This window comes from Actinomadura sp. NPDC023710, assembly GCF_040639875.1.
Taxonomy (GTDB): domain Bacteria; phylum Actinomycetota; class Actinomycetes; order Streptosporangiales; family Streptosporangiaceae; genus Spirillospora; species Spirillospora citrea.
Map to the genome: position 1 here is coordinate 1 of NZ_JBFAGB010000007.1, position 26,223 is coordinate 26,223.

Genomic DNA, 26,223 nt, shown 5'->3' on the forward strand with positions numbered 1-26,223 from the left:
GTGGAGCGGATGATGCGCGACGCCAAGATCACCCAGATCTACGAGGGCACCAACCAGATCCAGCGCATGGTCATGGCCCGCCAGCTCCTGAAGTAGTCCCCGGTGGCGCGGTCGAGGGGCGGGCCGTGCGGCCCGCCCCTCGGTGTCAGCGCCGTGCGCCGGCTCAGTCGTGCGAGATGTCGAGGATCATGGCGCCGTTCTTGGCCCGGTGCGGCCGCAGCGTGAGGCCGTCGTAGTTGGCGTTGGAACGGGGCGAGGCCGCGTCGATCGAGGTGATCATCACCCCGTGGCGGCCGCGCGAGGAGAAGGTCACCCGGCTGCCCTCGATCTTGATGTGCAGCGGGTCCATCCCCAGCTTCGGGTCGAACGTGATGGTCTGACCGTCCTTGATCTCGACCTGGCACTCCGCGTCCTCGCAGGCCTTCAGGTCGGTGCCGTCCTTGGCCTCGGACGTCCCCCTGGGCGGCGACTTGGGCGCCGCGGCGTCCTGTTCCGGTGCGGTGTTCGGCTTCGGCTCGGCGTTCGCCGCCGGGTTCGCCGGGTTCGCCGCCGGGTTCGGGTTCGCGTTCGGTGCCTGTACCGGTGCCGGTTCGGACGCCGTGTTCACGGTGAACGGGTCCATGTCGAACGCCGGGTTGGTGTCGGACGGGGCGTTCGCGCGCGGCGGGGCCGGCGGCGGCATGGTGCGCGCGGCGCTCGCGGCGGCGACGCCGCCGCCGAGCGCCACGGAGATCGCGGCGGTCGTGGTGAGCAAGCCGAGCATCCTTGTGGACATCTCTGCACTCCTGACGAGGTGGGAACTCTGCTCTCTGTCGCCCAGGCGCTACTCACCGTAGCAGAACAGTGACACAGAGTTGCGATCCCGCCCTTCCGGGCCGCGTTCAGCCGGGCGGGCGCTCGTCCACGAGGAGGGTCTGCAGGACGCGGCCGAGCTCGCCGGAGCGGTCGGCGAGCGTCCCCTGGCAGAGCGCGCTGCCGCCCGGCGCGGCGTCCAGGGACGCGGCGAGGCACAGCCACTCGCCCACGGGATCGCGGTGCAGTGCGACGGTCACGTCGGTGTTGATGATCAGCCATTCGGCCGGGTCGAGCTGGCTGCCGATGCCGGACGCGCTGTCGGCGAGCGTCAGCGCGCGGACGAGGGGGGTGTCGGCCTCGCCCGCCACCAGCGGGATCCGTGGCCGCGCCCAGACCGTCCCCGGGCCGGGCGCGCCGAAGGCGCCGCGGACGAGCCGCCACTCCAGCGCGGACAGGTAGCCGTCCCGGTGCATGCCCGCCCACTCGCCGAACGGCTCCGGCGCCCCGGGCAGGTCCGGCGGCGCGGCGGCGTGCACGACGGGCTCCAGCCGGGAGGGGGCCGCCATGATCCGCCAGGCGCTCGCGCGGGCGACCGGCCGCCCCTCGTGCGTGATCTCGCCTTCGAGGAGGGCGACCCTCCTGCCGGGGCGTACCACGCGCACGCCGACCTCCAGTTCCGCCACGGGCACGGGACTGAGGATCTCGACGGTCACCCGTGCCAGCCGGGTGCCGGGGGCGGGGTCGTGCCGCTCGAAGGCCCGCCCGATGAGCGCCGAGAACGGCCCGCCGTGCTGGAGGCCCGGCGACCAGGGGCCCGCCGTCGCGGCCGTGGAGGCGAACCTCCCGCCGCCGAGCGGCTCGTAGAACGACTCGGCGGGCACGTCCTCGCCCATGCTGCTTCCTCCCCGCTCGCGACTAGAAATGCATTCTAGAAGGCGGGGGCGGCGGCGGGGACCGTCCCGCTCAGCCGCAGAGCTTCTGGGTGGCCGTGCCGGTCTCGATGGCGGACCCTCCCGACGGCTGCGCGCTCGGCGACTCCTTCACCTCGACCTCCTTCACGCCGGCCCAGTCCGCGCCGTCCCAGTCCGCGCCGACCATCACCTGCACCTGGGAGCCGAGCGAGGAGACCTTCTTGCGCTTGGCGTCCGGGATCGCGGCGGCGAGGGTCTTGGCCGAGTCCTCCCGTCCCGGCCCGTACAGGATCTGCGTCGTCTGCTGCCCGCGCCGCGCCACGCCCGGTACGACGGTCACCTTGAAGCCGGCCTCGCGGAGCTCGCCGCCCGCCTTGGTGGCCAGGCCGCGGGTGCCGATCGCGTTGAGGACGCGGACGGAGATCTCGTCCGGCGGCACCGTCGGCTCGTCCCCGGACTTCTTCGTCGGCGTGGCGCTCGGCTTCGGGCTCTGCGTCGCGAGCGGCTGGTCGCGGCGGAGCCGGGTGAACAGGTCGCGCGCCTTGTGCTGGTCCCACTGGACGGTCGACTGCGGCGACGGCGCGTTCCACAGCACGGCGTTGTAGGCCGGGTTCGAGAGCGGCACCTTCGCGAACGTGAGGTCGTCGGTCGAGAGGTTCTTCATCTGGTCGGCGAGCCCCGGCAGGTTGTCGGCCAGCTTCTCATCGACGCGCAGCGACTTCAGCGAGGCGTTCAGGAACCTCGTGGACTTGACCGGGTCGCCGAGCGTCTTCGTCGACAGCGCCTGCTTCAGCATCGCCGCCATGAACTGCTGCTGGCGGTCGATGCGGCCGAGGTCGCTGCCGCCGGTCAGGGAGTAGCGGGCGCGGGCGAACGCGAGCGCCTTCAGGCCGTCCACGTGCGACTTTCCGGCCGGGAGCCGCAGGCCGCTCTTCTTGTCGTCGACGGCCTGCTCGGTGCACACGTCCACGCCGCCGATCGCGTCCACCATGCGCACGAACCCGTAGAAGTTCACCTCGACGTAGTGGTCGATCGACACGCCGGTCGCCTGCTTGATCGTGCTGACGGTGAGGTCGGGCCCCCCGAACTGGTAGGCCCAGGTGAGCTTGCCCGGACGGGACGGGACCCGCGTCCCCTTGGCGCCCTCCGACCCGTTGGACCGGTGCCCCGGGATCGTCACGTAGGAGTCGCGGGGAAGGCTCACGACCGAGACGCTGTCGTGGTCGCGGGAAACGTGCACCAGCAGCATCGTGTCGGAGCGCTCGCCCGCCTCGTGCCCGAGCTTGGCTGCCTTCTGCTGCTCTTTCGTCAGGCCCTCGCGCCGGTCGACGCCCGCCACCAGGATGGTCATGGCGCCCTTGGGCGTGTCCTTGCCCTTGCCGAGCCCGCCGACCGAGACCTTGTCGATCATGCCGGTGACGTAGTTCTGGAACGCCCACGCGCCGCCCGAGGTCAGCAGCACGAACGCCGAGGCCGTCCCGGTGAGGGTGAGGAAGCGCTTCTGCCTTCGCGCGCTCGTCGCCGCGCGGGGGCTCAGCCCCCGGCCGGGCCGGCGCGGCCCGCGCGGGCTCTCCACCGGGACGCGCGGCGCGGGCATCCCGTCGATGGTCACGCCCTCGATGTCGCCGTCGTCCTCGGCCGCGTGGGCGCCGGGACGCGGCCGGAAATAGCGCTCCAGGGGGTCGGCGTCGCCGCGACCCGAGTCGTGCCCGTCTGCCATTTCGGCCGCCGCCTCCCGATGATCACGTGCTGACGCGAGTCCACACCACTCTAAAGTGGGGGACACCCGTCCGTTCGCTACCTGGACCTCGTGTCCTTGCAGTAACGTGGCGCCGTCTTGACCACACCCCGGCGGCCCGCACGCAAACCTGGGTGGCGTGGGCTGCGTCAGACAAGCGAGCAAGAGAGAGGAAGGGGCGCCTCCCTCCGGTCCGCCGGACGGGTGCGCCCGCGAGCCCACATGAATTCGTCTCCCCATGCCCAGCGCGCCATGAACCAGGAAACCCGCTACGCCGTGAAGCCCCTTCCCGACTCCGGTCAGCGCACGTGGCCCGCCGTCTCGGTGGTGATGCCGGTCCTCAACGAGGAGCGCCACCTGACCGACGCCGTACGCCGCATCCTCAGCCAGGACTACCCGGGCGAACTGGAGCTCGTGCTCGCCATCGGGCCGTCCCGCGACCGCACCGAGGAGATCGCCCGCAAACTGGCCGCCGAGGACGCGCGCGTCATCGTCGTCGCGAACCCGACGGGGCGCACCCCGCAGGGCCTCAACATCGCGATCAAGGCGTCGCAGTACTCGATCATCGTCCGGGTGGACGGGCACTCCCTGCTGCCCGCCGACTACGTCCGCGCCGCCGTCGAGACGATGGAGGAGACGGGCGCCGACAACGTCGGCGGGATCATGGCGGCCGAGGGCGTCACCCCGTTCGAGAAGGCCGTGGCGCGCGCGATGACCTCCAAGCTCGGCGTCGGCAACGCCCGCTTCCACACCGGCGGCGAGGCGGGCGAGGTGGAGACGGTCTACCTCGGCACGTTCCGCCGCAGCGCGCTCGACCGCGTCGGCGGCTACGACGAGACGTTCACCCGCGCGCAGGACTGGGAGATGAACCACCGCATCCGGCAGAGCGGCGGCCGCATCTACTTCACCCCCCGCATGCGCGTCACCTACCGGCCCCGGCCCAACCTGCGGGCCCTCGCCCGGCAGTACTTCCACACCGGGCGCTGGCGGCGCGTCGTCGGGCGCGAGCACCAGGGCACGCTCAACCTGCGCTACCTCGCGCCGCCGATCGCCGTCGTGGCGATGGCGGCGGGCGTGGTCGCCGGGCTGTTCGGGTTCTGGCCCGGCTGGATCCTGCCCGCCGGATACGCGGCCGCGATGATCGCCGGTGCCGCCGTGGAGGGGCGCGGACTGCCTCCGGCCGCCTGGATCCGGCTCCCGCTCGTCTTCGCCACCATGCACGTGACCTGGGGTGTCGGATTCCTGACCAGCCCGCCGCGGCTCGGCCAGCCCGCCCCGATCAAACCCGGCGAAACCGTCCAGTAGCGGGCAGAAAAGTACGATCACCACCGAACCGCCATGGTGCGCGGCCCGTCTGACCGTTAGGTTTGGCGGGATCTCGCCCGCCGCAGTTCGGAGGTGGCCATGTCCAACGGAGCGCGCCACGGTCTCGGCGTGTTGATCGGGCTCGTGGTGACCCCGGTGATCGCGCTGTGCCTGATGTACAGCACGACCAAGTTCACGGAGTACTTCCGGTACTTCTTCACCCGGGGCGGCGAGGACCGCTGGGTCGGCGCCGGGGTGGTCCTGGTGGCGGCGGTGCTGGTGGGCCTGGCCGCCGGGTCGCGCGTGTCGCCGCTCGCCTCGCTGATCCCGGGAGCCGCCTACACGGCGATCGGCTTCCTCTGGCTCGCGGCGCCGCGCTTCGCGTTCGAGCACTCGGGACGCGGCGTGCTGAGCCGCGAGCTCTACCTCGGCTACACGACGCTCGCCCCCTACGGGGTCTTCCTGCTCCTGGGCGTCGCGCTCCTGGTCGCCTCGCTCGCGCCGTCGCGGTGGAAGGCCCGGACGGCCGCCGCGCCCCGGTTCGGCGGACCGCCTCCCGCGCCGATGGGCCCGCCGCCCATGCACGGCGGCCAGGCGCCCATGGGCGCGCCCCAGCCGCCTCCCGCGCCGGGACAGAGCCCGCCCTGGCAGGGCGGGCCGCAGTACGGGCAGCCGCCCGCTCAGCCGCACGGGCGGCAGCCCGGCTCGAACCCGCCTCCGCTGCCGCCGGCCCGGCGCGCCGAGGACGCCCGCTCCGAGCCGCCCGCCAAGAGCGGCTCGGACGACGAGGACCCTCCGGGCGAGTGGACGCAGATGTACGGCGGCAACCGCCCGAACTGACCCCCGGCCGCGGCCGCCCCGCCGCCGGCGTCTAGACGGCCGCGAGCACGCCGGGGACGTCGTTGACCACCATCGCGTCGAACCCGGCCGCCGCGTAGGTCGGGGCGGCCTCGGCCGACGGGCACCAGGCGATCGCCTCCAGGCCCGCCTTGTGCGCGATCTCCACGCAGTGCTCCAGCGGCCGCAGCCGCGTGTCGGGGTGCTCGGTGCCGCACGACCCGGTGTGCACGGCGACGACGTCCATGCCGAGGCCCGCCGCGGCCGGGACGGCGTGCCACAGCGGGAACCGCAGCCACGTCAGCAGCCCGAGCGGGACGCCCGGCGCCTCCTCGCGCAGGAACATCAGCAGCGACGGGTCGAACGACGTGACGAGCAGCCGGCGCCGCTCCGCCTCCCGCCTCAGCACCGGGGCCAGGAGCGCGCCGGTGCGGCGGGACGGGTCGTCCAGCGCGTCCTCCAGCACGGTCTTCACGTCCACGTCCACCGCCACGTCCGCCGGCAGCGCGTCGAAGATCTCGGTGAGCAGCGGCAGGCCGCTCGCGGTCGCGGGCAGGTCGACCAGGTGGTCGCCGTCCACGGTCGTCGGGTCGTGCCGCAGGACGAGGACGTCGTCGGCGGTCCGCGTCACGTCGATCTCGATCCAGGACAGGCCCGCCTCCACCGCGGCGAGCATCGAGGGCAGCGTGTTCTCGGCGACGGCCTCCCGCGCCCCGGGCGGGGTGACCTCGCCCGAGCCGAAGCCGCGGTGGCCGATGACGGTGGGGGTGTTCTCGAAGATCACGGTGCTTCCTCGCTGGCGAGATGTTCGGCGATGACGGCGTCGAGCGGCTGGGTGACCTTGAGGTTGCGCTCGCTGCCCGCCACGACCCGGATCGGGACGTCAGGCAGGTAGCGGTGCACGATCCCGCAGTCGTCGGTGGCGCGCAGCCCCGGGTCGGCGAGGGCCAGCTCGTAGGCCTTGCGGATCGTGCCGAGCCGGAACCCCTGCGGCGTCTGGAACCGGGTCAGCGTCTCGCGCGGCGGCATCGACGCGACCGTCCCGTCCTCGACCACCACGATCGTGTCGGACGACGGCACGCCGACCGCGACGGCCTCGCCGTCGTCCAGCGCGTCCAGCACGCGGTCGATGACCGGGCGGTCGACGAAGGGGCGCGCCGCGTCGTGGAACAGGACGCGGACGTCGTCGGGACGGTCCTCCAGCAGGCGCAGCGCCGCCACCGTGGACGCGGTCCGGGTCGCGCCGCCCTCGATCACCGCCGCCGTCTTGCCGAACGGCGCGGCGATCGCGGCCGCCTCGCGCAGATGCCCGGGCGCCATCACCACCACGACCTCGCCGATGCCCGGATGGGCGTCGAACGCGTGGACCGCGTGCGCCAGGATCGGCCGCCCGCCGACCTCCATGAGCTGTTTGGGGCGCCCGGCGCCCATGCGCTCGCCGACCCCGCCGGCGAGCACCACCGCAACCGTCCGCGTCGCCATTTCTTCCCGGTTTCCATGACTCTAGGTAGTCGAGCCACTACGCTTTGCACTGCTCTGCTTCGACCGGCCCGGAGGCACCGATGGATCAGGCGCCCGCGCGTGAGCGGCCGGTCACGCTCAACGTACCGGACCACCCCGTGATCAACCGCCCGGATCGAGAGGCCGCCGATGCCGTGGACACCGTGGATGCGGATGTGGAGGGGGCGCGCCGGCGCGGCCGCGCCGAGCCCGGCGACGGCCTCGTCGCCGCCTACGTGACCGGACCCTGCGCCGCGGTCGTCGCCCGGTGGGCCGCCGAGCGCGGGATCACCGCCGGCGCCGTGTCGGCGTCCTCGCTCGCGCTCGCGGGCCTGGCGGCGGTGTGGTTCTCCGCCGGCGCGCGGAGCGGCCTCGTCGCCGGCGCGCTGCTGCTGACCGCCTCGCTCGTCCTCGGGCAGGCGGGCGCGGGCCTCGGCCGCCGGGCGAGCCCGTTCGCCGTCCGGCCGGACGCCGTCCTCGACCGCGTCGGGGAGCTCGCCGTCTACGCGGGTCTGGCGGCCGGGGCCGCGGCCTCCGGGGCGAGCGCGTGGTGGCCGGCGGTGGGCGCGGCGGCGCTGCTGTCCGTCCGCCACACGGTCTCGGCCTCGTACGCGGCGAGCCGGCACGCGCGCCGCGCCCGCCCGGCCCGGCGCGGCCGGCCGCTTCAGGGCGGGGCCGCGCGGCGGGCCGCCAAGAGCCTGCGGCTGCCGCTCGGGGAGCGGTTCGCGCTGATCGCCCTCACCGCCGCCCTCGCCGACGCGCGGCTGACGTTCGCCGCCCTGCTCGCCTGGGGCGCGGCCGCCGCCGCGCTGACCCTGGGCGGACGAGTGGCGAGGTCGCTGGCGCCATGACGACCGTGCGGACGTACCGCGACGACGGCCCGCTGTCGCACGCCCTCGGCCGGGTGGCGGGCGGAAGGCTCCCGCCGCTGCCGGTCGCCGTCCTCGCGGCGGCCGCCGCGGGCGTCCTGCTCGCGGCGGGGCCGCAGCCCGGAACGCGCCTCGGGCCCGAACCGGCGGTGTTCGCGCCGCTCGTCGTGCTGCTCCTGGCCGGGCCCGCGTCCGAGAGCCCGCACGCCGGGCGGCTGGACTGGCTGGTTCCGCCCATTCTGCGCGGGATCGAGTATGGTTACCTCGCCGTGTTGGGGGACGCGCGGGCAGTCCCGGCGCCGCTCGTCTACGTGCTGCTCACGGTTCTCGCGCTCCACCACTACGACGCCGCCTACCGCACCCGCCAGGGGCGCCGGCCGCCGCGGTGGGTCCGCCTCGCCGGGCTCGGCTGGGAGGGCCGGATGCTGTTCACCGCCTTCACAGGGGTGTTCGCGCCGCTTCCGTTCGCGTACGCGGCGCTGGCCGCCTACCTTGGCGTGTTGTCCGGCGGAGAGAGCGCCGCCACGTGGGCGCGGCACGGCCGCGCCGGCGGAGTGACGATCGACCTGACGAAGAAGTTGTCCGGGGGTGTGGGGGACGGCCCCCACGGCGAGAGGGAGAAGAGAGCATGATCGGCATGGTGCTGGCGGCGGGCGCGGGCCGGAGGCTGCGGCCGTACACCGACACCCTCCCCAAGGCCCTGGTCCCCGTGGACGGCGAGACCACCATCCTCGACATCGCCCTCGGCAACCTCGCCGAGGTCGGGCTGACCGACGTCGTGATCGTCGTCGGCTACCGCGCGGAAGCGGTGCGCGAGCGCAAGGCGGCCCTTGAGGAGCGGTACGGCGTGTCACTCACGCTCGTCCACAACGACAAGGCCGAGGAGTGGAACAACGCCTACTCCATGTGGCTTGCTCGGGAGCACTTCTCCAAGGGCGTCCTGATGGTCAACGGCGACACGGTCCATCCGGTGGGCGTCGAGAAGACCCTATTGGCGAACCGCGGACCGGACATCCTCCTGGCGGTGGACGACGTGAAAACTCTCGCCGACGAGGAGATGAAGGTGATCCTCGACGCCGAGGGCCACCTGCGGACCATCACCAAGCTCATGGACCCCGCCACCGCGAACGGCGAGTACATCGGCGCCACCCTGATCGAGCCGGCCGCCGCCGGGCCGCTGGCCGACGCGCTCAAGGCCACCTGGGAGCGCGACCCCGACCTCTACTACGAGGACGGCTACCAGGAGCTCGTGAACCGCGGCGGCCGCATCGGCGTCGCGCCCATCGGCGAGGTCGACTGGGTCGAGGTCGACAACCACGACGACCTGGAGAAGGCCCGCCGGATCGCCAAGGGCTACTGACCGCACGCCCGGCACGACGCGAGGAGGCCCATGCCCCTGCTGACGCGGATGCTGACCGCGCCGCTCTCCATCGACGTGCGGCGCGGAGCCGTGGCGACCCTGGGCGAACTGCTCGCCGACAGGCGGATCGTCACCGAGGGCCGCGTCGCGATCGCCGTCGGCCCCGGCCAGGGCGACCAGATCGCCGAGCACGTCCGACCGTCCCTGTCGGCCTGCGAGGTGTTCCACGTCGCGGGCGGCACCGTGGACGCGGCGGTCGACCTGGGGTCCCGGCTGCGCGCCGGGTCCTACGAGGCGGTCGTCGGCATCGGCGGCGGCCGGACCATCGACGCCACCAAGTACGCGGCGACGCTGTCGGGCATCCCGATGGTGTCGGTCGCCACGAACCTGTCGCACGACGGGATCTGCTCGCCGGTCGCCTCCCTCGTCCACGACAAGGGCAAGGGCTCGTTCGGCGTCGTGATGCCGCTGGCGATGATCGTCGACCTCGACTACGTGCACGCCGCGCCCGACCGGCTCGTCCGGGCCGGGATCGGCGACGTGGTGAGCAACTTCTCCGCCGTGGACGACTGGCTCCTCGCCGCCGAGGAGACCGGCGAGCGGGTCGACCGGATGGCGCTCACCGTGGCGCGCACCGCCGCCGAGGCCCTGCTGCACCAGCCCGGCTCGATCGACTCGGACCGGTTCCTGACCGTCCTCGCCGAGGGGCTCGTGCTGTCGGGGATGGCGATGGCGTTCGCCGGGGACTCCCGCCCGGCGTCCGGCGGCGACCACGAGATCCTGCACGCGATCGACCACCTCTTCCCCGACACCGCCAACCACGGCGAGCTGGCCGGGATCGGCGCCGCGTTCTGCTACCACCTGCGAGCCACCCGGCTCGGCACGGGGCACGAGCGGCTCGAAGAGATCCTCACCTGCCTCGGACGGCACGGACTGCCCCGGTTCCCGGCCGACATCGGGCTGTCCCCCGAGCAGTTCGCGGAGGCGGTGCGGTACGCCCCGCAGACCCGCCCCGGCCGCTATACGATCTTGGAACACCTCAGCCTCGACGAGGACGAGACGCGCAAGGCGGTGCACGAGTATGTCCAGGCCCATGGAGGCTGAGCTGTCCGGGCAGAACCCACCCCCCCAGCCCCCCGGCTCCCCCGAACCATCCGGCGACGCCGAGCCCCCGGGCGACGACCACCGGCCGCACCGCAAGGGTGCGCGGATCGCCGACATCCGCCGGTACGGCCAGCCGCCCGGTCTGAAGGACCGGCGCAACGAGGAGCACTGGGCGGGCCGCCTCTACATGCGCGACCTGTCCCCGTTCTTCGGGTGGATCGCGCTGCGGCTCGGGTTCAGCCCCAACCAGCTGACCTACATGATGATGCTCAGCGGCGTCCTCGCCGGCGTCGCGGTGTCGCTGCCCGCCGACCCGCTGTGGACGGCGCTCGCCGGCGCGTTCCTCATCCAGGTCTACCTGCTGCTCGACTGCGTCGACGGCGAGGTCGCCCGCTACCTGCGGCAGACGTCGGTCGCCGGGGTGTTCCTCGACCGGATCGGCCACTACCTGTCGGAGGTGTCGCTGCTCGCCGGGCTCGGCTTCATGGCGCAGGGCGGCTGGGAGAACGGCGGCTGGGTCGAGCTCGGCCTGCTCGCCGCCCTCGGCGCCGCGCTGATCAAGGCGGAGACCGACAACGTCGTCGTCGCCCGCGCCAAGTCCGGGCTGCCCGCCGACCCGACCGGCGGCGACCGCGCGCTGCGGCCCCGCTCCACCGGCATCGCGCTGGCCCGGCAGGCGGCGTCCATGCTGCGCTTCCACCGCATCATCGGCGCGGTCGAGCTGTCGCTGCTGATCCTGGCCGCCGCCGTGATCGACACGCTCACGGGCGGGGACGACCCCGTCGCGGTCCGCGTCCTGATGGTCGCGGTCGCCGCCGTCGCCGTCCTCCAGACCCTGCTGCACCTGGTCAGCATCCTGGCCTCCCGGAGGCTGAAGTGAAACTGTCCGTCGTCGTCCTCACCATGGGCAACCGGCCGGAGGAGCTCGCCCGCGCCGTCAGCAGCGCCCTGGAGCAGGAGCACGTGGACGTCGAGGTCGTCCTCGTCGGCAACGGCGCCGACCCCGTCGGCGAGGCGGCGGGCGCGCCGCCGTTCGACGACGAGCGCGTCAAGACCCTCAGCCTCCCGAAGAACCTCGGCATCCCGGGCGGCCGCAACCGCGGCGTGGAGGCGTCCTGCGGCGACGTCATCCTGTTCCTGGACGACGACGGCTGGTACCGCTCGCCCCGCCTCGGCGCCCACCTGCGCGACCGCTTCTCCGCCGAACCCGACCTCGGCGTCGTCTCGTTCCGCGTCCGCGACCCCGAGGGCGGGCGCGGCGAGCGCCGCCACGTCCCCCGGCTGCGCGCGGGCGACCCGGAGCGCTCGTCCGCCGCCACCACGTTCCTCGGCGGCGCCTGCGCGATGCGGCGCGCCGCGTTCGACGCCGGCGGCGGCCTCCCGGAGGACTTCTTCTACGCCCACGAGGAGACCGACCTCGCCTGGCAGATCCTCAACGCCGGCTACCGCATCGTCTACGACGCCTCGGCGGTGATGTACCACCCCGCCGTCCTCCCGACGCGGCACGCCATGTTCTACCGCTACAACGCCCGCAACCGCGTGTGGCTGGCCCGCCGCAACCTGCCGTGGCCCCTGGCGCTCACCTACCTCGCCGTGTGGGTCGGCATGACCGTCCTGCGCGAGCGCAAGCCGAGCGCCCTCAAACCCTGGTTCAAGGGCTTCCTGGAGGGCTGGCGCAAGCCCGCCGGCCCCCGCCGCCCCATCTCCTACCGCACCGCCTGGCGCATGACCCGCACCGGCAGGCCCCCGATCATCTAGGGGTTCGTCACTGCGGCCACGATGAGGTGGGTCAGTTCGGCGGTGATGTCGTCCAGGGGGACGTTCTGGTCGCGGGCAGACCAGTGGTGGACGAGGTTGTTCACCGCGCCGATGACGGCGATCATCGTGAGGCGGTGGTCGCGGTCGACGGCCTCGCCGCGCGCGGCGGCCTCGCGGACCATCGTGAGCATCGCGTCCTCCCACTGGCCGCGCCAGCGGAAGCGGTGCCGCTCCAGGCCGGCGCTGACGCCGATCACCTCGACGAACGCGATGCGGGCCCAGCGCGGGTCGCTCGCGGTGACGGTGACGAACGCGCGGACGGCGCCCTCGACGCGGGCCGGGAAGCCGGCGTCCGCCGCCTGCGCGTACGCGGCGGAGACGGCCTCGGCGGCGCGCTCGTTGATGCCGCGGTGCAGCGTGGTGAGCAGCTCCTCGCGCCCGGAGAACTCCTCGTAGAAGTTGCGGGTCGACACGCTCGCCGTCGCGCACAGCCGTTCGATGGACGTCGCCGCGTAGCCGCGCGTCCCGAACAGTTCGAGCCCGGCGGCCAGCAGCCGGTCGCGCCGCTCCGCGCGGCGCTCCTCGGCCGACCGGCCCGCGTAGCTGCGCCTGGGTGCGGGATTGCGGCCGCTCATCGATCTCCGTTCACCCGTGCGGATGGGGCAGCGTCAGCCTAACCCGGAGGGGATCGGCGGAGGCCCCGTCAGCCGGTGAGCAGGGTGTCCTTCCAGCGGGGGTCGGCGGTGAGGACGGTCAGGCGCTGGGTGGCCCGCGACACCGCCACGTACAGCACGCGCAGCCCGCGCGGGGACTGGGCGGCGACGGTCTCGGGCGCCACGATGACCGCCGCGTCGAACTCCAGTCCCTTGGCCTCCAGGACGTCCAGGACCTGGACGCGTTCGGGCAGTCCCACGCCGAGCCGGTCGCGGTCGGCGGCGTCCCAGGCGGTGGCGGGGCCGTCGAACAGCGAGGCCTGGCCGCCGGACTCCTCCAGGGAGAGCGGGACGATCAGGCCGATGGTGCCCTCGACCTGGTCGAGCAGCTCCTCGACGGCGGCGCGGGCGGCGGGACCGAGATCGGGTTCGGGGACGACCCGGACGACCGGCTCGATCCCGGACGTGCGGACGGCGCGGGCGGGCCTGGCCTCGGGCAGCGCGCGGGCGAGCACCCGTGCGGAGACCGCGGCGATCTCGGTGGAGTTGCGGTAGTTCGTGGTCAGCTCGTACTCGTGCCGGGCGCGGGGAGGGGGCGCCTTGCGGTTCCGGCGGCGGCCCCGGGACGCGGGGCGCTCGCCGCCGAGCGCGGCCTCCATGGCCCGGCGGGCGGCGGCCAGGTCCTCCCAGGCGCTCTGGGCGGGGTCCTCGACGATCGTCCAGCTCGCCTGGCGGCCGCGGCGGCCGAGCATCCGCCACTGCATGGGGGACAGGTCCTGCGCCTCGTCCACGACGAGGTGCGCGTACTCGGGACGCTCCTCGACCACCCCGTCGTCCACCCGCCGGGAGCGCTCAAGCCGCTCCATGGACGTGGTGAGCTCCTGCATCTCCGGTTCCCACGTCTCGTCCACGACCTCCTCGCCGGTGAGGATGTTGACGCCGTCCACGACGAACGGGTCGTCCTCGGACGGGGGCCTGCGGCGGCGGGACGGGCGGGGCGGGGCGCCGAGCAGCGCGTCGAGCTCGTCCAGCAGCGCGACGTCCTGGTAGCTGAGCGGCGCGCCGTCGCCGGCCCAGGACGCGGCGAGCGGCTCGACGTCGGCGCGGTCGAGGTCGCGTCCGGCGGCGCCGCGGAGCCGGGCCGGGTCGCCGAGCGAGCGCAGCACGTCCAGCGGGCGGCGGATCGGCCACCAGGCGACGAGGAAGTCGGTGAACGCGCGCTGCTCGCGGACCCGCGCGTCGAACTGGGCGCGCTTCGGGTCGCCGTTGCCGGCGCCGTTGCCGCGCGCGGGCTCCTCGTCGAGGGAGGCCAGTCCGTCGGCGGCGAGGATCGCGTTCCACAGGCCCGCCTCGGCGCCCTCCTCGGCCTCGGCCGCCTCGGGGCCCCCGATCTCGGCGAAGCGGCGCCAGAGGGCGTCCAGGAGCATCTCCGCGGCCCGGCCGCGCGCCGCGTTCACGCTGCCGCGGCTGCGCCGGTGGACCTCGTTCCTGATGCGGTCGAGGCGGGCGCGGTCGAGGGTGACGACGACGCCCTTGAACACCACGCGCAGCTCGTCCGGGGCGCCGGGGGCGTGGTCGGCCACGGCGCGCCGCAGCACCGTCACCATCGCCTCCGCGCCCTTGACGCGGGCGAGTCGCGGTGTGTCGTGGACGGTCGCGGTGGCGCCGTCGACGAGGTCGCCGAGCGAGCGGAGGGTCGCCGAGCCCTCGCCGAGCGAGGGCAGCACCCGCTCGATGTAGGCGGTGAACCGGCGGTTCGGGCCGACGACGAGGACGCCGCGGGACCCGAACCGGCGGCGGTGCCGGAACAGCAGGTAGGCGACGCGGTGCAGCGCCACGGCGGTCTTGCCGGTGCCGGGGGCGCCGCGCACCAGGACCGTCCCGTCGGCGGGCGCGCGGATCACCTCGTCCTGCTCCCGCTGGATCGTCGCGACGATGTCGCGCATCGCGCCCTCGCGGGTGCGGGCGAGCGAGGCGAGGAACGCGCCGTCGCCGACGACGGTCATCCCGTCGGCCGCCTCCGGGTCGAGCAGGTCGTCCTCCAGGTCGACCACGGTGTGGCCGCGCGAGTGCAGGACCCGGCGGCGCACGACGCCGCGCGGGTCCTCGGGGGTGGCGCGGTAGAAGTCCTCGGCGGCGGGCGCCCGCCAGTCGATGACGAGGGAGTCGTGCTCGCTGGTGCGGACGCCGACGCGGCCGATGTAGCGGGCCTCGCGGGAGGCCAGGTCGAGCCGGCCGAACACCAGGCCGTCGTCGGCGACGTCGAGGGCCTGGACGCGCAGGGCCGCCTGGTGGACCATCGCGTCACGGTCCACGAGCGAGGCCTTGGTGCCGGCGAGCGACTGGCGGTAGCCCTCGCGGATCATGGCCTGGGCGTCCGCGCGCATCTCCTCCAGCCGCGCGTAGGCGGTGTCGACGTAGCGCTGTTCGACGGCGATCTCCCGGTCCTTCACCGTGCCGCCGGGACCGGTCGGCCGCCCGTTGACCTGGGAAGACATGCAGGCTGCTCCTCGCGCGTGTGTCCTGCCGGGGACATCCCCCGGCACCCCGATGGCGAAGAGACAGCTTATGCGGTTCCGACGACGTTCAGCGTCGGGCGAGCGCCGCCGGGAACGGCCGGCGCGCCGGCCGGACCCGTACGTGGACGCCCCGGGCGGGGCGCGCGAGCGAGCGGTCCATCGCGTCGAGGACGAGGCCGTGCGGCGTCCCGGCCGCGGCGTGGACGCAGCGCAGCGCCACGCCCCGCCCGCCGTGCTCGGCCCACAGCGCGTCGGCGTAGGCGGCCACGGCGGCGGCGGACGGGCTCGCGGGCGGGCCGGAGGCGTCCGGGCAGAGGAACACCTCCCCGGCCCGTCCCTGTGGGGGGCGACTCTCCATATCCCCTGGCGAGGGCGGGTTCGACCCGGACCCTTCCGCTCCGCCGGCGCTCCGCTCCGGGGACCGGGCCGAACGTTCCAGCATCCCCGGCAGCGTGGCCTGGACGACGTTGACGGTGCCGAGGACGTTCCTCCGCAGGACGTCCTCCATCTCGCCGAGGGGCAGCGCCAGAACCGGTCCGGACGGCGCGGCGGACGCGGCGTGGACGACGCGGTGCACCGGGCCCGTCATCGCCAGCACCTGCGCCAGGGCCTCGGGGTCGGTGACGTCGCACACACGCACGTGCGTGTTGGGGGAGCGCTGCGCCGTCTTGGCGAGGCCGAGCTCGTCCACGTCCACCGCGACCACGTCCCACGCCGCCGCGGCCAGCCGGCGCGCCGCCACGGCGCCGAGCCCGTGCGCGGCGCCGGTCACCAGCGCCGTCCGCTTCACGTGCGCACCTCCTCGGCGCCCTGGAACAGCATCTGCAGATGCCCGACCGTGCTCGTGGTGAGCGCCCGCGCCCGGTCGAGCCCGAGGGCGCGCAGCTCGTCCGCCACCGGATGGTCGCCGAGGACGACGGTCGCGCCGCCCGGACGGGTCCGGACGCCGGACGGCGTGAGCGTCCACGGCGTCCGGCGCGTCACGCCGTCCAGGCAGGAGTAGGCGTCGACGCTCGGGGCCGCCGAGCCGGCCGGCATCGGCACGCCCGGCCGGATCGCCACCTCGATCGCCGTCCGCCCGCCGATCCGCACCGCGCAGCGCTTCACGCGCCCGGAGAGGTCCATGGGGATGTCGGCGATCTCCTTGGGGAAGCCCCAGATCGTCCGCCCGGCCTCCAGGGTGAACTCCTGGTTGACCGGCAGCCAGTGGATGAAGGCCCCGATCCCGCGCATCCGCCCGAGCACGCCCGGCGACGGAGCCGCGCCGGGCGGGCGCACCAGGAACGCGACGGCGAACTCGTGGTACGGGCCGAGGTCGCCCTCGGCGTACCGGACGAACGCCAGCGAGCAGACGGCCCTGCCGGGCAGCGGTTCCGCCACGGCGAGCCCGGAGTAGGCGATGACGTCCTGGGCGGCGCCGGCGGGGACGGCGAACATCGCCGAGCCGACGGCGGCGTCACGGATCCTTACCGGGAGGGTGACCCGCTCCCCCTGGATCGCGTGCGTCTGCGCGGTCGTTGTCACACCGCTAAGTAGAACAGGTTCTTGTTTTGCTGCCAAGCGCCGGAACCGGGGAAGGGGCGGTCACCCCTTCTCGACGGCCGTCCGGATCCGGTCGAGCGTGGCGCGCATGCCCTTGCGGTTCACCTCGGCGCGCCCTTCGGCGGCGACGCCGGTGAAGACCTTGCCGAGCAGCGACACGAAACCGGCGCCCCGGTGGTCGCGGCGCAGGTCCTCCCAGTACTCGGTGAGCCGGGTGCGGGGCGCGGACGAGTCCTGCGCGACGTCCTCGAACCGGTATCCCCACAGCGCCACGGGCACCCCGAAGCTCGACACCCGGAAGGCGAACACCTCACCGGGCACCGCCGCGCTCACCTGGCACGTGGTGAACCACACGCGCCAGCCGATGCGGTTGAAGCCGACGAACCTCGTCCCCGGCCTGACGGCGCGCCCGCGCACCCACGTCGCGAAAACCTCGGGGCTCCACTCGCCCATCCGCCGCAGATTCGCGACGGCCGCGTAGACGTCCCGCGCCGGCGCGGCGACGACCACGCTCTCCTCGACGACCCACTCCCGCTCCATGGCTCCGCATTCTCCCACTTCATGACCGGCGGGTCACTGGAGGTGGGCGAAATGCCGCCGCCAGGCCGCGTACCAGGCCCTGAACCACGGCTCGGACTCGGCCAGCGGGGCGATGTAGGTGAGGGTCTCGGCGTAGTAGCGGCGCTGGAAGTCCGGCGCCATCCGGTCGAGGGTCTGCACGTTGCTGGCGCGGTCGGCGAGCTTGACCAGGATCGCCTCGGGCGGGGCCTCGCCCAGACGCCGCAGGTAGGCGGCCCTGGCGGCGCGCTTGGCCTGGCGCCCGGCGCCGGCGGCGGGCGGCTTGGTGACCCAGTCGACCAGCTCGGTGACCTCGGGGCCGAACTCGGCCTCCACGTCGGCGAGGGAGGCGGGCGTGTCCTCGACGACGTCGTGCAGGACCGCGGCGGACAGGACGGCGGGCGCCGTCACCCCCGCCCCGCGCACCAGCACTTCGAGGGCCTCCAGCAGGTGCTCGACGTAGGGGGCGCCGGTCGGTCGCCGCTGGTCGCCGTGCCAGCGCAGGGCGGCGGCGACGGCCCGCTCCAGGCCGTCCAGGTCGACGGCTGCGCCGGACGCGGTGATGTCCGCGCGGGCCGTCTCCCAGGTGTGCCAGCGGGTGAAGACCTCCACGGGTTCGCTCCGTTCTTCCCGGCCGTGTCGCGCGGGAGCCCCGCACAGGGCATGGTGGGTGTCGTCCTAATGAGCACAGTCCTCGGTGATTACCGTAGTTGGAGGGAGGCGGCGCGGTCGTGGTCGGGAGCCGGCAGCGGCCTGACGGCCGACCGGAGTCCGTGGGCAGGGTCCGTGTCGCGCTCGGTCTGCTGTCCGGGGCCGTCGCCGTCGCGCTCTGCGTCGTCCTCGTCGACACCTACGTGCTGCGCGCCGAGTGGTGGCAGGTCCGCCACACCGTGACCGGGGAGCCCGTGGCGCCGCAGAGCGAGGTGGGCCCGCCGCCGGGCCCGCTCGCGGTGAGCTGGGAGCACGCGACGCGGACGCACCGCGGTTCGGTCGCCGGCTACGACGGCGTCGCCCACCAGGTCGCGCAGGGGCAGGTCGTGACGGCGTCCGGGCACGGGATCGAGGCGCGTGACGCGCGCACCGGGCAGGCCCGCTGGAGCTACCGCCGCGCCGGGTGGTCCCTGCTCGGCTGGACGACCACGGGGTCGCGCGTCGTCGCCTACTTCGAGCGGGACGGCGACCGCGGCGACCGGATGCTCGTCGCGTTCGACGCGCTGTCGGGCGGGCTGCTGTGGCGGCGCGAGGACGAGCGTCCCGCCGCCGTCTCCCGGACGACGCTGCGCTGGCCCGCCGGGTCCGACGTGCTGTTCACCGCCGACGAGGGGCGCCGGACGCTGTTCGGGGTGTCGGCGGTGACGGGGAACCGGGTGTGGCGGCTGGCGCTGCCGCGCGGCTGCCGCCTGTTCGAGGGCGGGGCGCACCCGTCCGACGGCCGGGAGGACCTCGCCGCGCTGGGCCTGCGCTGCGCGGGCCCCGGCGGCGACAAGGGGCACCGAAGCCGGCTGCTGGCCGTCGACCCGACGAAGGGCATCGTGCGCTGGGAGCGGCGGCTCGGCTCCCGGGAGTCGCCCGAGGTGTCGATGCTGGACGGGGTGACGCTCGTCTCGGACGGGACGGCCCTGCGCGCGTTCGACGACGGCGGCCGCCAGTTCGGCGTCTGGAAGGGCGACGGGGTCTGCGGCGACCTGATGTGCCCGGGCGTGCTGGCGCCGGGCCGGCTCGTGGTCGTCTACCACCCGGACGGGACCGGCACCGACGGGGCGGGAGCCGAGGGGGCGGGCACCGACGGGACGGGCGCGGACGAGGCCCGCATGGAGGCGGTGGACGTGCCGTCCGGGCGGGTCGGGTGGAGCCGCGACGTGCCCGCCTACACCGCGCTCGCGCAGGCCGGCGGGCAGGTGTTCGCGCTGCGCCCCCGGCTGTCGGAGGGACTGCTGCCCGCGGGCGTCGACATCGTCGAGCCCGGCGACGGCAGCGTCACGACCGCGCCCGCGCCGTTCTCGATGGACCCGGACCTGCCGGGCGTCCGGCCCTGGCTGGCGGCCGCCGGAGGGCTGCTGTACGCGGCGCTCCCGCAGGCGGCGCCGCGCCCGGACGGCGCGGCGCGGCTGGTCGCCCTGCGCGGCGGGCTCGCCGGCGCCGGGCCGCCGGAGCTCGGCGGCGTCCCGGAGAAGGACTGGCCGGACGCGTGCTCCCTGCTCAGGAAGGCCGATCTGGCCGCGGCGCGCATGACCGGCTACGTCACCGAGCCGCGCCGCGCGTCCGCCGGGACGGTGCGCCTTCCGCGGCCGGTGTCCTGCACGTACATGCCGCGCGGCGGCAGGCGCGATCCCGCCGGGTCCGCCGCCCGGAGATCGCCCTCGCCCGAGCCGAGCGGTACGGGTTCTGCCACGCCCGACCCCTCGGCCGGGCCGCGGGTGGGCGGCCCGGAGCGGGACGACGGCCCCGAGACCGCCGTCACCGGCCTCACGGTGAGCGTCCGCTGGGTGGCCGACACCGACGCGGCGGCGTCGCGGATGCTGGAGACGCTGCAGGCGACGCAGGCGCAGGCCCGGCGGCGGCGCGACATCGGGGGCGACGAGGCCTATGAGATCGGCCCGACCGCCGGGATGATCGCGCTGCGGGTCGGGCGGTGCGTGGTGATGGTCGAGGCGAACCGCCCGCCGGGGGCCGCCGCCCGCCTCGCCCGCTCCGTCGCCTACCGCCTGCGCCACCTGTCCCAGTCCCGTTCCTGACCCGGCCCGTCCTGCCCCGGCCCGTCCTGACCCGGCCCGCCGCCGACCCCGGCCGGCTCAGTGCTCGGGGACGGGTTCGGCCTCCGGTTCCGGGACGGCCGAGGGAGAGCGGCCCGCCCACGCCTCCAGTTGGGCGACGAAGCGTTCGGCGTGGACGGGCCAGTGGAAACGCTCTCGGGCGGCCTCGTGGCCGCGCTTGCCGAACCCGGTGCGCAGGACGGGGTCGTCCCGCAGCCGCAGGACCGCCTTGGCCGCGGCCTCCGGGGCGCCGAACGGGACGATCAGCCCGCACTCGGCGGGCTCCACGATGTCCACGGCCGGCGGGTTCGGCGTGCTGATCACCGGGATGCCGCGGGCCATGTACTCGACGATTTTCGTCGGCATCGAGTGCCGGTAGTTCGGCTCGTCGTGCAGCAGCGCGAGCCCGGCCATCGCGCCCTCGGCGATGCGCAGCGCCCGGTCGTTCGGGACGAACCCGTACCAGCGCACGATCCCCTCGCGCTGGGCCGTGCGCAGGGCGTCCCGGACGTCGGGGTCGGCCGCGCCGATCAGCTCCACCAGCACGTCCTCGGCGGCCAGGGTCCGGGCCATCTCGATCATGTCGAGGGCGCCGCGGGCCCGCGAGAGCTGCCCGACGTAGACGGCGCGGCGGCCGTCCGGCGGTCCGGGCGGCAGGTCGGACACGTAGGTGGTGTTGGGCACGACCGGGTGGTCCTCGCGGAACCGGGACCGGTAGCCCTCCTCGGCGAGCAGCAGCCGGTGCCGCCGCTCGCTCCGGCGCTCCAGGCGGCGCACGGCCGGGCGCAGGAGGGGGCGGGCCGGTCCGGGCACCCAGCCCTTGGCGGAGAGGGCGGCGGCGGTGTCCTCGTGGACGTCCCAGACCACCGTCCGCCCCAGCAGTTCGCGCGGGAGCGACACGAGCAGTTCAGGATCGTGCAGGAGGACCACGTCGGCGTACGCGGCGTGCTCGGCGAGCGCGCGGTGGGCGGCGCGCAGGGCCCGGACCCGGTGCCGTCCCGTGGCCCGCGGGATGTCCACCGGGCTGATCTGGCGCCACGGGGTCGCGTTGCACGCCCGGAAAGGGGCGATGTAGGTGACCTCGTGGCCGGCCTCTAGCAGGGCGCGTATCTGCCGGTGCAGAATGCGCGCGTCTTCGGGGTGGTGCACCACCGTGCAAACGCAGACCCGCATCACACTCACTCCGCAACGTCCGATTCGTCCATCACCGGCGAGTCTCGGGTGCCGATGCAAATTGCCGATGAATTCCCGTTGTCCGGAGGGTGGACGCTGCCGGGCGACTTTTCCCTGACTGAAAGGGAAGGCCGTCGGTCAGGCAAGTCCCGCCGGATGGAAAAGCCCTGTCAAAGAAGTCCGCCACGGAAAAGCCCGCCTGTCAGAGAAGCTCGACGGTGTCCTGCTGGATGTTGCGCGTCCGGCCGCGGGTGTCGAACAGCAGCCGGGCGTGGCGCGCCAGCGTCGCCGCCTCGTAGGCGGCGTGGTCGGCCAGCACGATCGCCAGGTCGGACGCCTCCAGGGCGGCGGTCAGGTCCCTCCCGGCGGAGGCCACCGGCTCGCCGTCCACCTCCCAGGAGGCGACGAACGGGTCGTGGAACGACAGGTCGGCGCCGAGGCGGGCCAGCCGCCGCGCCACCGGGCGGGCCGGGGACTCGCGCTGGTCGGCGATGTCGGCTTTGTAGGTGACGCCGAGCAGCAGGACCCTGGCGCCCTTGAGCGCGCGGCCCTCCCGGTTGAGCAGCTGCTGGGCGCGTTCCGCCACATACCTGGGCATCCGGTCGTTGATCTCCTGGGCCAGCTCCACGAACCGGAACGGGTAGCCCAGCGAACGGACCTTGTAGGACAGGTAGTTCGGGTCGATCGGGATGCAGTGCCCGCCGACGCCCGGCCCCGGCCGGAACGCCTGGAACCCGAACGGCTTGGTGGCCGCGCAGTCGATGGCGTCCCACAGGTCGATGCCGAGTTCGTTGCAGAACACCGCCATCTCGTTGACCAGCGCGATGTTGACGTGCCGGTAGGTGTTCTCCAGCAGCTTGGCCATCTCGGCCTCGCGCGTCCCCTTGGCCTCCACGACCTGGTCGACGAACTTGCCGTAGAAGGCCGACGCAGCCGACGCGCAGGCCGGGGTCAGCCCACCGACGATCTTCGGGGTGTTGCGGACGCCGTAGACCGGGTTGCCCGGGTCGATCCGCTCCGGCGAGAACGCCAGGTGGAACTCCTCCCCGGCGACCAGGCCGGACGTCTCCAGGATCGGCCGCACGACCTCCTCGGTCGTGCCCGGGTAGGTGGTGGACTCCAGCACCACCAGCGTCCCGGGCTCCAGGTGGCGTGCGACGGTCTCGGCCGCGCCGCGCACCGCGGTCAGGTCCGGTCCGCCCTCCGGCGAGAGCGGCGTCGGGACGCAGATGACCACGGTGCGGGCGCCGTCCAGGACGTCCTCGTGCAGGCTCGGGGCGAACCCCGCCTGCAGCATCCGCTCGACCTCCTCCGGCGACACGTCGTCGACGTGCGACATCCCGGCCTTGAGGCCGGCGGCCACGCGCGCGTCCCGGTCGAGCCCGCCGACCCGCAGGCCGGCCCGGCAGGCCTCCCGCGCGAGCGGCAGCCCCACGTAGCCGAGTCCGATGACCACGAGATCCACGCGACAGGCCCCCTTCGATCTATGTGCTCCGGCGTGTCGGGAAGCGGTAGGCGGCCCGGTATCCGGCCGTCACGGCGCGCCAGGTGCGTTCCGCCGCGACCCATTCACGGGCCGACCGCCCGATTTTCTGTCTCCTTTCGGGACTGTAAGCCAGATCTTCCAGGCAATTCGCCCAGGCTTCCGGGTCTTCCGGAACTGTTAACGCCCCCGTCACGCCCGGTTCCACGATTTCGCGAAGAGCCTTGACATCACTGGCTATAACGGGGATTCCCCCCGCCATGGCCTCGATCGGTTTCAGAGGCGTCACCAACTGGCACACCCGGTCCGCCCGGCGCGGAACCGCGAAGACATCGAGGACGGCGTGGTATCGGCGAACGGACTCCATCGGCACCCGGCCGGTGAACACGGCGTGGACGCCGCGTGCGGCCGCGCGCCGTTCGAGCGCGCCGCGCTCGGGGCCGTCCCCCACCAGCAGCAGGGTGACCGGCGCGCCGCGGTCGCGGAGCAGGGCGGCCGCGTCGATGAGCGTGTCGATGCCCTCGTAGCCGTAGAACGAGGACGTCAGGCCGGCGACGATGGCGCCGCGGTCGATGCCGAGCCGCTCGCGCAGGCCGGAGCCGTCCGGGAGCGGCGCGAGGAACGCCTCGTCCACCCCGTTCGGCACCGTGAAGATCTTCTCCTCGGGGACGCCGCGAGAGGCGATCTCCGCGCGCATCGCCTCGCCGAGCGTGACGACCGCGTCCGCCTCGGCCATCCGGCGGGTCTCCAGCTCGCGGGTCAGCCGGTAGAACTCGTCGTCCTCGCCGTGCGCGGGATCGCGGGAGAGCCAGGAGTCCTCCAGGAAGCCGCGCACCTCGTAGACGACCGGGACCCCGTGGCGGCGCCCGAGCTCCAGGGCGACGGCCGCGTTCAGGTGGTTGCTGACCGCGTGCAGGACGGACGGCCGCAGCTCCTCGACCAGCCGTCCGGCGAGGTCGGCGCTCTTCGCCACGGTGTCGCGCGGGTCCGTCTGCGGGAACCAGGGCAGCAGGCGGTGGTAGGGGACGCCGTCCACCTCGACGCGCGCCCGCGCGTCGCCGATGCCCTGGCTGAGCGGGTATCCCAGCCGGGTCACGATGTGGGGGTCCCACCCCAGCTCGCGCTGGGCGAGGGCGATCCGGTGCGTCCGGACGGTGTAACCCGCGTTCGTGCGCGGCAGGGCGTTGGTCACGAACTGCAGGACGGTCGTGCCCTGCACGGCCCGGCGCTCGCGCGGCGGCGCGGACTCCGCGAGCAGGAGCCGGAGGTCCCGCGTCTCGCGGCCCAGGTTCCGGGGTCTCGGGACGACGAGGCGGGAGCTCCGCAGCCGGGCGCCGAGCGGGGTCCGGGCGGCCAGCCGCACGGCGAGCCGCGACGCCCGTCCGGGGTCGTCGCGGAGCTGGCGCCAGGCGAGTCCGGCCAGGTAGACGGTTTTCTTCACGGGTTCGTCGGCCACAGGCCGGACGGTAGGCAACCCCGATGAACAGAAGGGAAATTGTGTTGGCACCCATCGTGCACGTCCTCGGGGCGCGGCCCAACTTCGTCAAGGCGGCGCCGGTGATATCGGCGCTCGCCGCGGCGGGAGCCGAGCAGGCGGTGATCCACACCGGCCAGCACTACGACGCGCGGATGTCGGAGATCTTCTTCGACCAGCTCGGGCTTCCCGAGCCCGACGTCAACCTCGGCGTCGGGTCGGGCGGACACGCCGAGCAGACCGCCGCGCTCATGATCGGGCTGGAGAAGGAGTTCACGGGGCGTTCACCCGCGCTCGTCATCGTGTACGGCGACGTGAACTCGACGATCGCCGCCGCCCTCGTCGCGGCCAAGCTGCACATCCCGGTCGCCCATGTGGAGGCCGGGCTGCGCAGCTTCGACATGACGATGCCGGAGGAGGTCAACCGCAGGATCACCGACCAGCTCTCCGCGCTGTGCCTGGTCACGAGCCCGGAGGGGATCGGCCACCTGGCGGCGGAGGGCGTCGCGGTGGAGCGGGCGCACCTGGTCGGCAACCCGATGATCGACACGCTGCTGGCGAACCTGGACCAGTTCGACACGGCCGCGGTGCGGGAGGCGCACGGGCTGCCGGAGCGCTACGTCCTGGCGACCATGCACCGGCCCGCGAACGTCGACGCGCCGGAGACGGCCGCGGCCCTCGTCCGGCGCCTGCACGGCGTCGCCGACCTCGCCGACCTCGTCATCCCCGTCCACCCCCGCGGGCGGGCGAACCTGCTGGCCGCCGGGCTGGACGGGCACGACCGCGTGCACATCCTGGAGCCGCTCGGGTACATCGACTTCATCGCGGCCGTGCGGGGGGCGGCGGCGGTCGTCACGGACTCGGGGGGCCTGCAGGAGGAGACGACGATCCTCGGGGTGCCGTGCCTGACCGTCCGCCCCAACACCGAACGGCCGATCACGATCACCCACGGCACGAACCGGCTCGTCACGTTCGAGGAGCTGGTGCCGGGGGTCCGCAAATGCCTGGAAGGGGGATCGGCGCCCGGGGGCGGGACGGGCGGGCGCACGCCGCCGCTGTGGGACGGCCACGCCGGCCCCCGCATCGCCGAAGTGATCATGGAGTTCCTGGGTGAGTGACGAGGAGAAGAACGCCAAGGCCTACCAGCAGCTCGGGCGGCTGAAGTCCACGCTGCGCGAGCGCGAGGCGCGCCTCGACGAGATGGAGCGGCGGCTCGCGGCCCTGGAGGCCTCGACGGCCGTGCAGTTCGGGCGGCTGGTCGCCGGCGCGGCGCGCAACCCCAAGCGCGGCAAGCGGCTGCCGAAGGAGCTGTACCGGCTCTGGCGCAAGCGCAGCGCCCCGGTCTCGGCGGCGGCGCGCGCCGCCGCCGGCGGCGTCCAGCCGGACCGCGTGGACCGGCCGGAGGACCGCCTGCTCGTCGCGGGCCCGTCCGACGTCCCGATCATCGCGGGCGTGCTCGCGCCCGGCACGGCCGCCGTCCTCGCCGAGCACGCCAAGGTCGTCGCCCTCTACCCGCACGACGCCGCGATCGCCCTCGAAGCCGCCGACGTGGACGCGCTCGTGGTGGACGCGGCGGCCGGCGAACCCGGCGGGCCGTGGGCCTACCTGGGCGTCCCCGGCATGTACGACCGCGATCTGGCCCTGCACGAGATCCGCCGGATCGCCGCGGCCCGCTCGCTCCCGCTCGTCCTGTGGGGCGAGGCGCCGCCGGCCACCCTGGCGTCCCTGCACTGGGACGCGACCGCCACCGCGCCCGCCGGGCTCGCCCGGCTCCTCGACCCGGCGCCGCCGCCGGACGGCGCGGGAGACCGCGCCTCCACGAGCGGTCCGGCCCGTTGAAAGGAACCACCGTGCGACCACGTGCCCTCGTCTACGGCGACGTCGACCTCAA

The 26,223-nt window shown here is 74.3% G+C and carries 26 protein-coding genes; 12 read left to right on the forward strand and 14 right to left on the reverse strand.

What is annotated here, in order from left to right; translation table 11 throughout:
* On the forward strand, nt 1-96 hold a 96-nt coding region (locus AB0H37_RS10050; RefSeq protein ID WP_131764087.1), incomplete at its 5' end, for an acyl-CoA dehydrogenase family protein.
* 67 nt (nt 97-163) lie between these two features.
* Here the strand turns inward: AB0H37_RS10050 and AB0H37_RS10055 are convergent.
* The 3 genes from AB0H37_RS10055 to AB0H37_RS10065 form a co-directional block, all read right to left on the reverse strand.
* A complete protein-coding gene (locus tag AB0H37_RS10055) occupies nt 164-775 on the reverse strand; it encodes a hypothetical protein (RefSeq protein ID WP_329085643.1) in 612 nt (203 codons plus the stop codon).
* A gap of 106 nt (nt 776-881) precedes the next feature.
* Nucleotides 882-1,688, reverse strand: a complete 807-nt coding sequence (locus AB0H37_RS10060) for a thioesterase family protein (RefSeq protein WP_360612174.1) — start codon at nt 1,686-1,688, stop codon at nt 882-884.
* A gap of 70 nt (nt 1,689-1,758) precedes the next feature.
* Entirely contained in the window at nt 1,759-3,426 is a 1,668-nt protein-coding gene (locus tag AB0H37_RS10065) for an LCP family protein (protein ID WP_360612175.1), read from the reverse strand.
* A gap of 270 nt (nt 3,427-3,696) precedes the next feature.
* Between AB0H37_RS10065 and AB0H37_RS10070 the strand changes: the two genes are divergently transcribed.
* On the forward strand, nt 3,697-4,749 hold the full coding sequence (locus AB0H37_RS10070; protein ID WP_179837512.1) for a glycosyltransferase family 2 protein: 1,053 nt from the start codon (nt 3,697-3,699) through the stop codon (nt 4,747-4,749).
* Between the two features lie 99 nt (nt 4,750-4,848).
* A complete protein-coding gene (locus AB0H37_RS10075) occupies nt 4,849-5,589 on the forward strand; it encodes a hypothetical protein (protein ID WP_329085652.1) in 741 nt (246 codons plus the stop codon).
* A 31-nt stretch (nt 5,590-5,620) separates the two neighbouring features.
* Here the strand turns inward: AB0H37_RS10075 and AB0H37_RS10080 are convergent, their stop codons facing one another.
* Together AB0H37_RS10080 and ispD are read right to left on the reverse strand one after the other, a co-directional pair.
* Complete coding sequence (locus AB0H37_RS10080; RefSeq protein WP_179837510.1) at nt 5,621-6,370, reverse strand: glycerophosphodiester phosphodiesterase; 750 nt, start codon at nt 6,368-6,370, stop codon at nt 5,621-5,623.
* The gene (ispD, locus tag AB0H37_RS10085) at nt 6,367-7,068 is read right to left on the reverse strand and encodes a 2-C-methyl-D-erythritol 4-phosphate cytidylyltransferase (protein WP_179837509.1); all 702 of its coding nucleotides are present in this window, start codon (nt 7,066-7,068) and stop codon (nt 6,367-6,369) included. The genes AB0H37_RS10080 and ispD overlap by 4 nt, the downstream gene beginning before the upstream one ends.
* A gap of 80 nt (nt 7,069-7,148) precedes the next feature.
* Between ispD and AB0H37_RS10090 the strand changes: the two genes are divergently transcribed.
* The 6 genes from AB0H37_RS10090 to AB0H37_RS10115 are packed head-to-tail and all read left to right on the forward strand — an operon-like array spanning nt 7,149 to nt 12,177.
* Entirely contained in the window at nt 7,149-7,937 is a 789-nt protein-coding gene (locus tag AB0H37_RS10090; protein ID WP_360612176.1) for a hypothetical protein, read from the forward strand.
* Nucleotides 7,934-8,587 (forward strand): DUF5941 domain-containing protein, encoded by a 654-nt coding sequence (locus AB0H37_RS10095; RefSeq protein ID WP_179837507.1) that lies wholly within the window; start codon nt 7,934-7,936, stop codon nt 8,585-8,587. Before AB0H37_RS10090 ends, AB0H37_RS10095 begins: the two co-directional genes overlap by 4 nt.
* A complete protein-coding gene (locus AB0H37_RS10100) occupies nt 8,584-9,315 on the forward strand; it encodes a phosphocholine cytidylyltransferase family protein (RefSeq protein ID WP_329085660.1) in 732 nt (243 codons plus the stop codon). Before AB0H37_RS10095 ends, AB0H37_RS10100 begins: the two co-directional genes overlap by 4 nt.
* Before the next feature lie 48 nt (nt 9,316-9,363).
* Nucleotides 9,364-10,419: an iron-containing alcohol dehydrogenase family protein gene (locus tag AB0H37_RS10105; RefSeq protein ID WP_179839060.1), complete on the forward strand. Its 1,056-nt coding sequence runs from the start codon at nt 9,364-9,366 to the stop codon at nt 10,417-10,419.
* Complete coding sequence (locus AB0H37_RS10110; RefSeq protein ID WP_329085663.1) at nt 10,409-11,299, forward strand: CDP-alcohol phosphatidyltransferase family protein; 891 nt, start codon at nt 10,409-10,411, stop codon at nt 11,297-11,299. Before AB0H37_RS10105 ends, AB0H37_RS10110 begins: the two co-directional genes overlap by 11 nt.
* Nucleotides 11,296-12,177: a glycosyltransferase family 2 protein gene (locus tag AB0H37_RS10115; protein ID WP_360612177.1), complete on the forward strand. Its 882-nt coding sequence runs from the start codon at nt 11,296-11,298 to the stop codon at nt 12,175-12,177. Before AB0H37_RS10110 ends, AB0H37_RS10115 begins: the two co-directional genes overlap by 4 nt.
* Here AB0H37_RS10115 and AB0H37_RS10120 read toward each other — a convergent pair.
* The 6 genes from AB0H37_RS10120 to AB0H37_RS10145 form a co-directional block, all read right to left on the reverse strand.
* Nucleotides 12,174-12,812: a TetR/AcrR family transcriptional regulator gene (locus tag AB0H37_RS10120; protein ID WP_360612178.1), complete on the reverse strand. Its 639-nt coding sequence runs from the start codon at nt 12,810-12,812 to the stop codon at nt 12,174-12,176. The two genes, AB0H37_RS10115 and AB0H37_RS10120, sit on opposite strands and share 4 nt — an antisense overlap.
* Before the next feature lie 68 nt (nt 12,813-12,880).
* Nucleotides 12,881-15,328 (reverse strand): AAA family ATPase, encoded by a 2,448-nt coding sequence (locus AB0H37_RS10125; protein ID WP_360612179.1) that lies wholly within the window; start codon nt 15,326-15,328, stop codon nt 12,881-12,883.
* An 88-nt stretch (nt 15,329-15,416) separates the two neighbouring features.
* Nucleotides 15,417-16,139, reverse strand: a complete 723-nt coding sequence (locus AB0H37_RS10130) for an SDR family NAD(P)-dependent oxidoreductase (RefSeq protein ID WP_360612180.1) — start codon at nt 16,137-16,139, stop codon at nt 15,417-15,419.
* Nucleotides 16,136-16,873 carry an acetoacetate decarboxylase family protein gene (locus AB0H37_RS10135; protein WP_329085670.1) on the reverse strand — a complete coding sequence of 246 codons (738 nt, stop codon included), beginning with the start codon at nt 16,871-16,873 and terminating at the stop codon, nt 16,136-16,138. Before AB0H37_RS10135 ends, AB0H37_RS10130 begins: the two co-directional genes overlap by 4 nt.
* Nucleotides 16,874-16,933: 60 nt before the next feature.
* A complete protein-coding gene (locus AB0H37_RS10140; RefSeq protein ID WP_329085672.1) occupies nt 16,934-17,431 on the reverse strand; it encodes an SRPBCC family protein in 498 nt (165 codons plus the stop codon).
* Between the two features lie 33 nt (nt 17,432-17,464).
* A complete protein-coding gene (locus AB0H37_RS10145) occupies nt 17,465-18,061 on the reverse strand; it encodes an HD domain-containing protein (protein ID WP_360612181.1) in 597 nt (198 codons plus the stop codon).
* Between the two features lie 161 nt (nt 18,062-18,222).
* On the opposite strand from AB0H37_RS10145, the gene AB0H37_RS10150 reads away from it, so the two are divergent.
* Nucleotides 18,223-20,184, forward strand: a complete 1,962-nt coding sequence (locus AB0H37_RS10150; RefSeq protein WP_360612182.1) for a PQQ-binding-like beta-propeller repeat protein — start codon at nt 18,223-18,225, stop codon at nt 20,182-20,184.
* 57 nt (nt 20,185-20,241) lie between these two features.
* On the opposite strand, the gene AB0H37_RS10155 is transcribed toward AB0H37_RS10150, so the two are convergent.
* The 3 genes from AB0H37_RS10155 to AB0H37_RS10165 all read right to left on the reverse strand — a co-directional run bounded on the left by AB0H37_RS10155 (nt 20,242) and on the right by AB0H37_RS10165 (nt 24,314).
* A complete protein-coding gene (locus AB0H37_RS10155; RefSeq protein ID WP_179837497.1) occupies nt 20,242-21,375 on the reverse strand; it encodes a glycosyltransferase family 4 protein in 1,134 nt (377 codons plus the stop codon).
* Between the two features lie 202 nt (nt 21,376-21,577).
* Nucleotides 21,578-22,840, reverse strand: a complete 1,263-nt coding sequence (locus AB0H37_RS10160; RefSeq protein WP_329085679.1) for a nucleotide sugar dehydrogenase — start codon at nt 22,838-22,840, stop codon at nt 21,578-21,580.
* A gap of 19 nt (nt 22,841-22,859) precedes the next feature.
* Nucleotides 22,860-24,314, reverse strand: coding sequence for a glycosyltransferase family 4 protein (locus AB0H37_RS10165; RefSeq protein ID WP_360612183.1), 1,455 nt, complete (start codon nt 24,312-24,314; stop codon nt 22,860-22,862).
* A 53-nt stretch (nt 24,315-24,367) separates the two neighbouring features.
* Between AB0H37_RS10165 and wecB the strand changes: the two genes are divergently transcribed.
* A complete protein-coding gene (gene wecB / locus AB0H37_RS10170) occupies nt 24,368-25,450 on the forward strand; it encodes a UDP-N-acetylglucosamine 2-epimerase (non-hydrolyzing) (protein WP_229810018.1) in 1,083 nt (360 codons plus the stop codon).
* Complete coding sequence (locus AB0H37_RS10175; protein WP_179837494.1) at nt 25,443-26,171, forward strand: hypothetical protein; 729 nt, start codon at nt 25,443-25,445, stop codon at nt 26,169-26,171. The genes wecB and AB0H37_RS10175 overlap by 8 nt, the downstream gene beginning before the upstream one ends.
* Nucleotides 26,172-26,223: the final 52 nt, after the last annotated feature.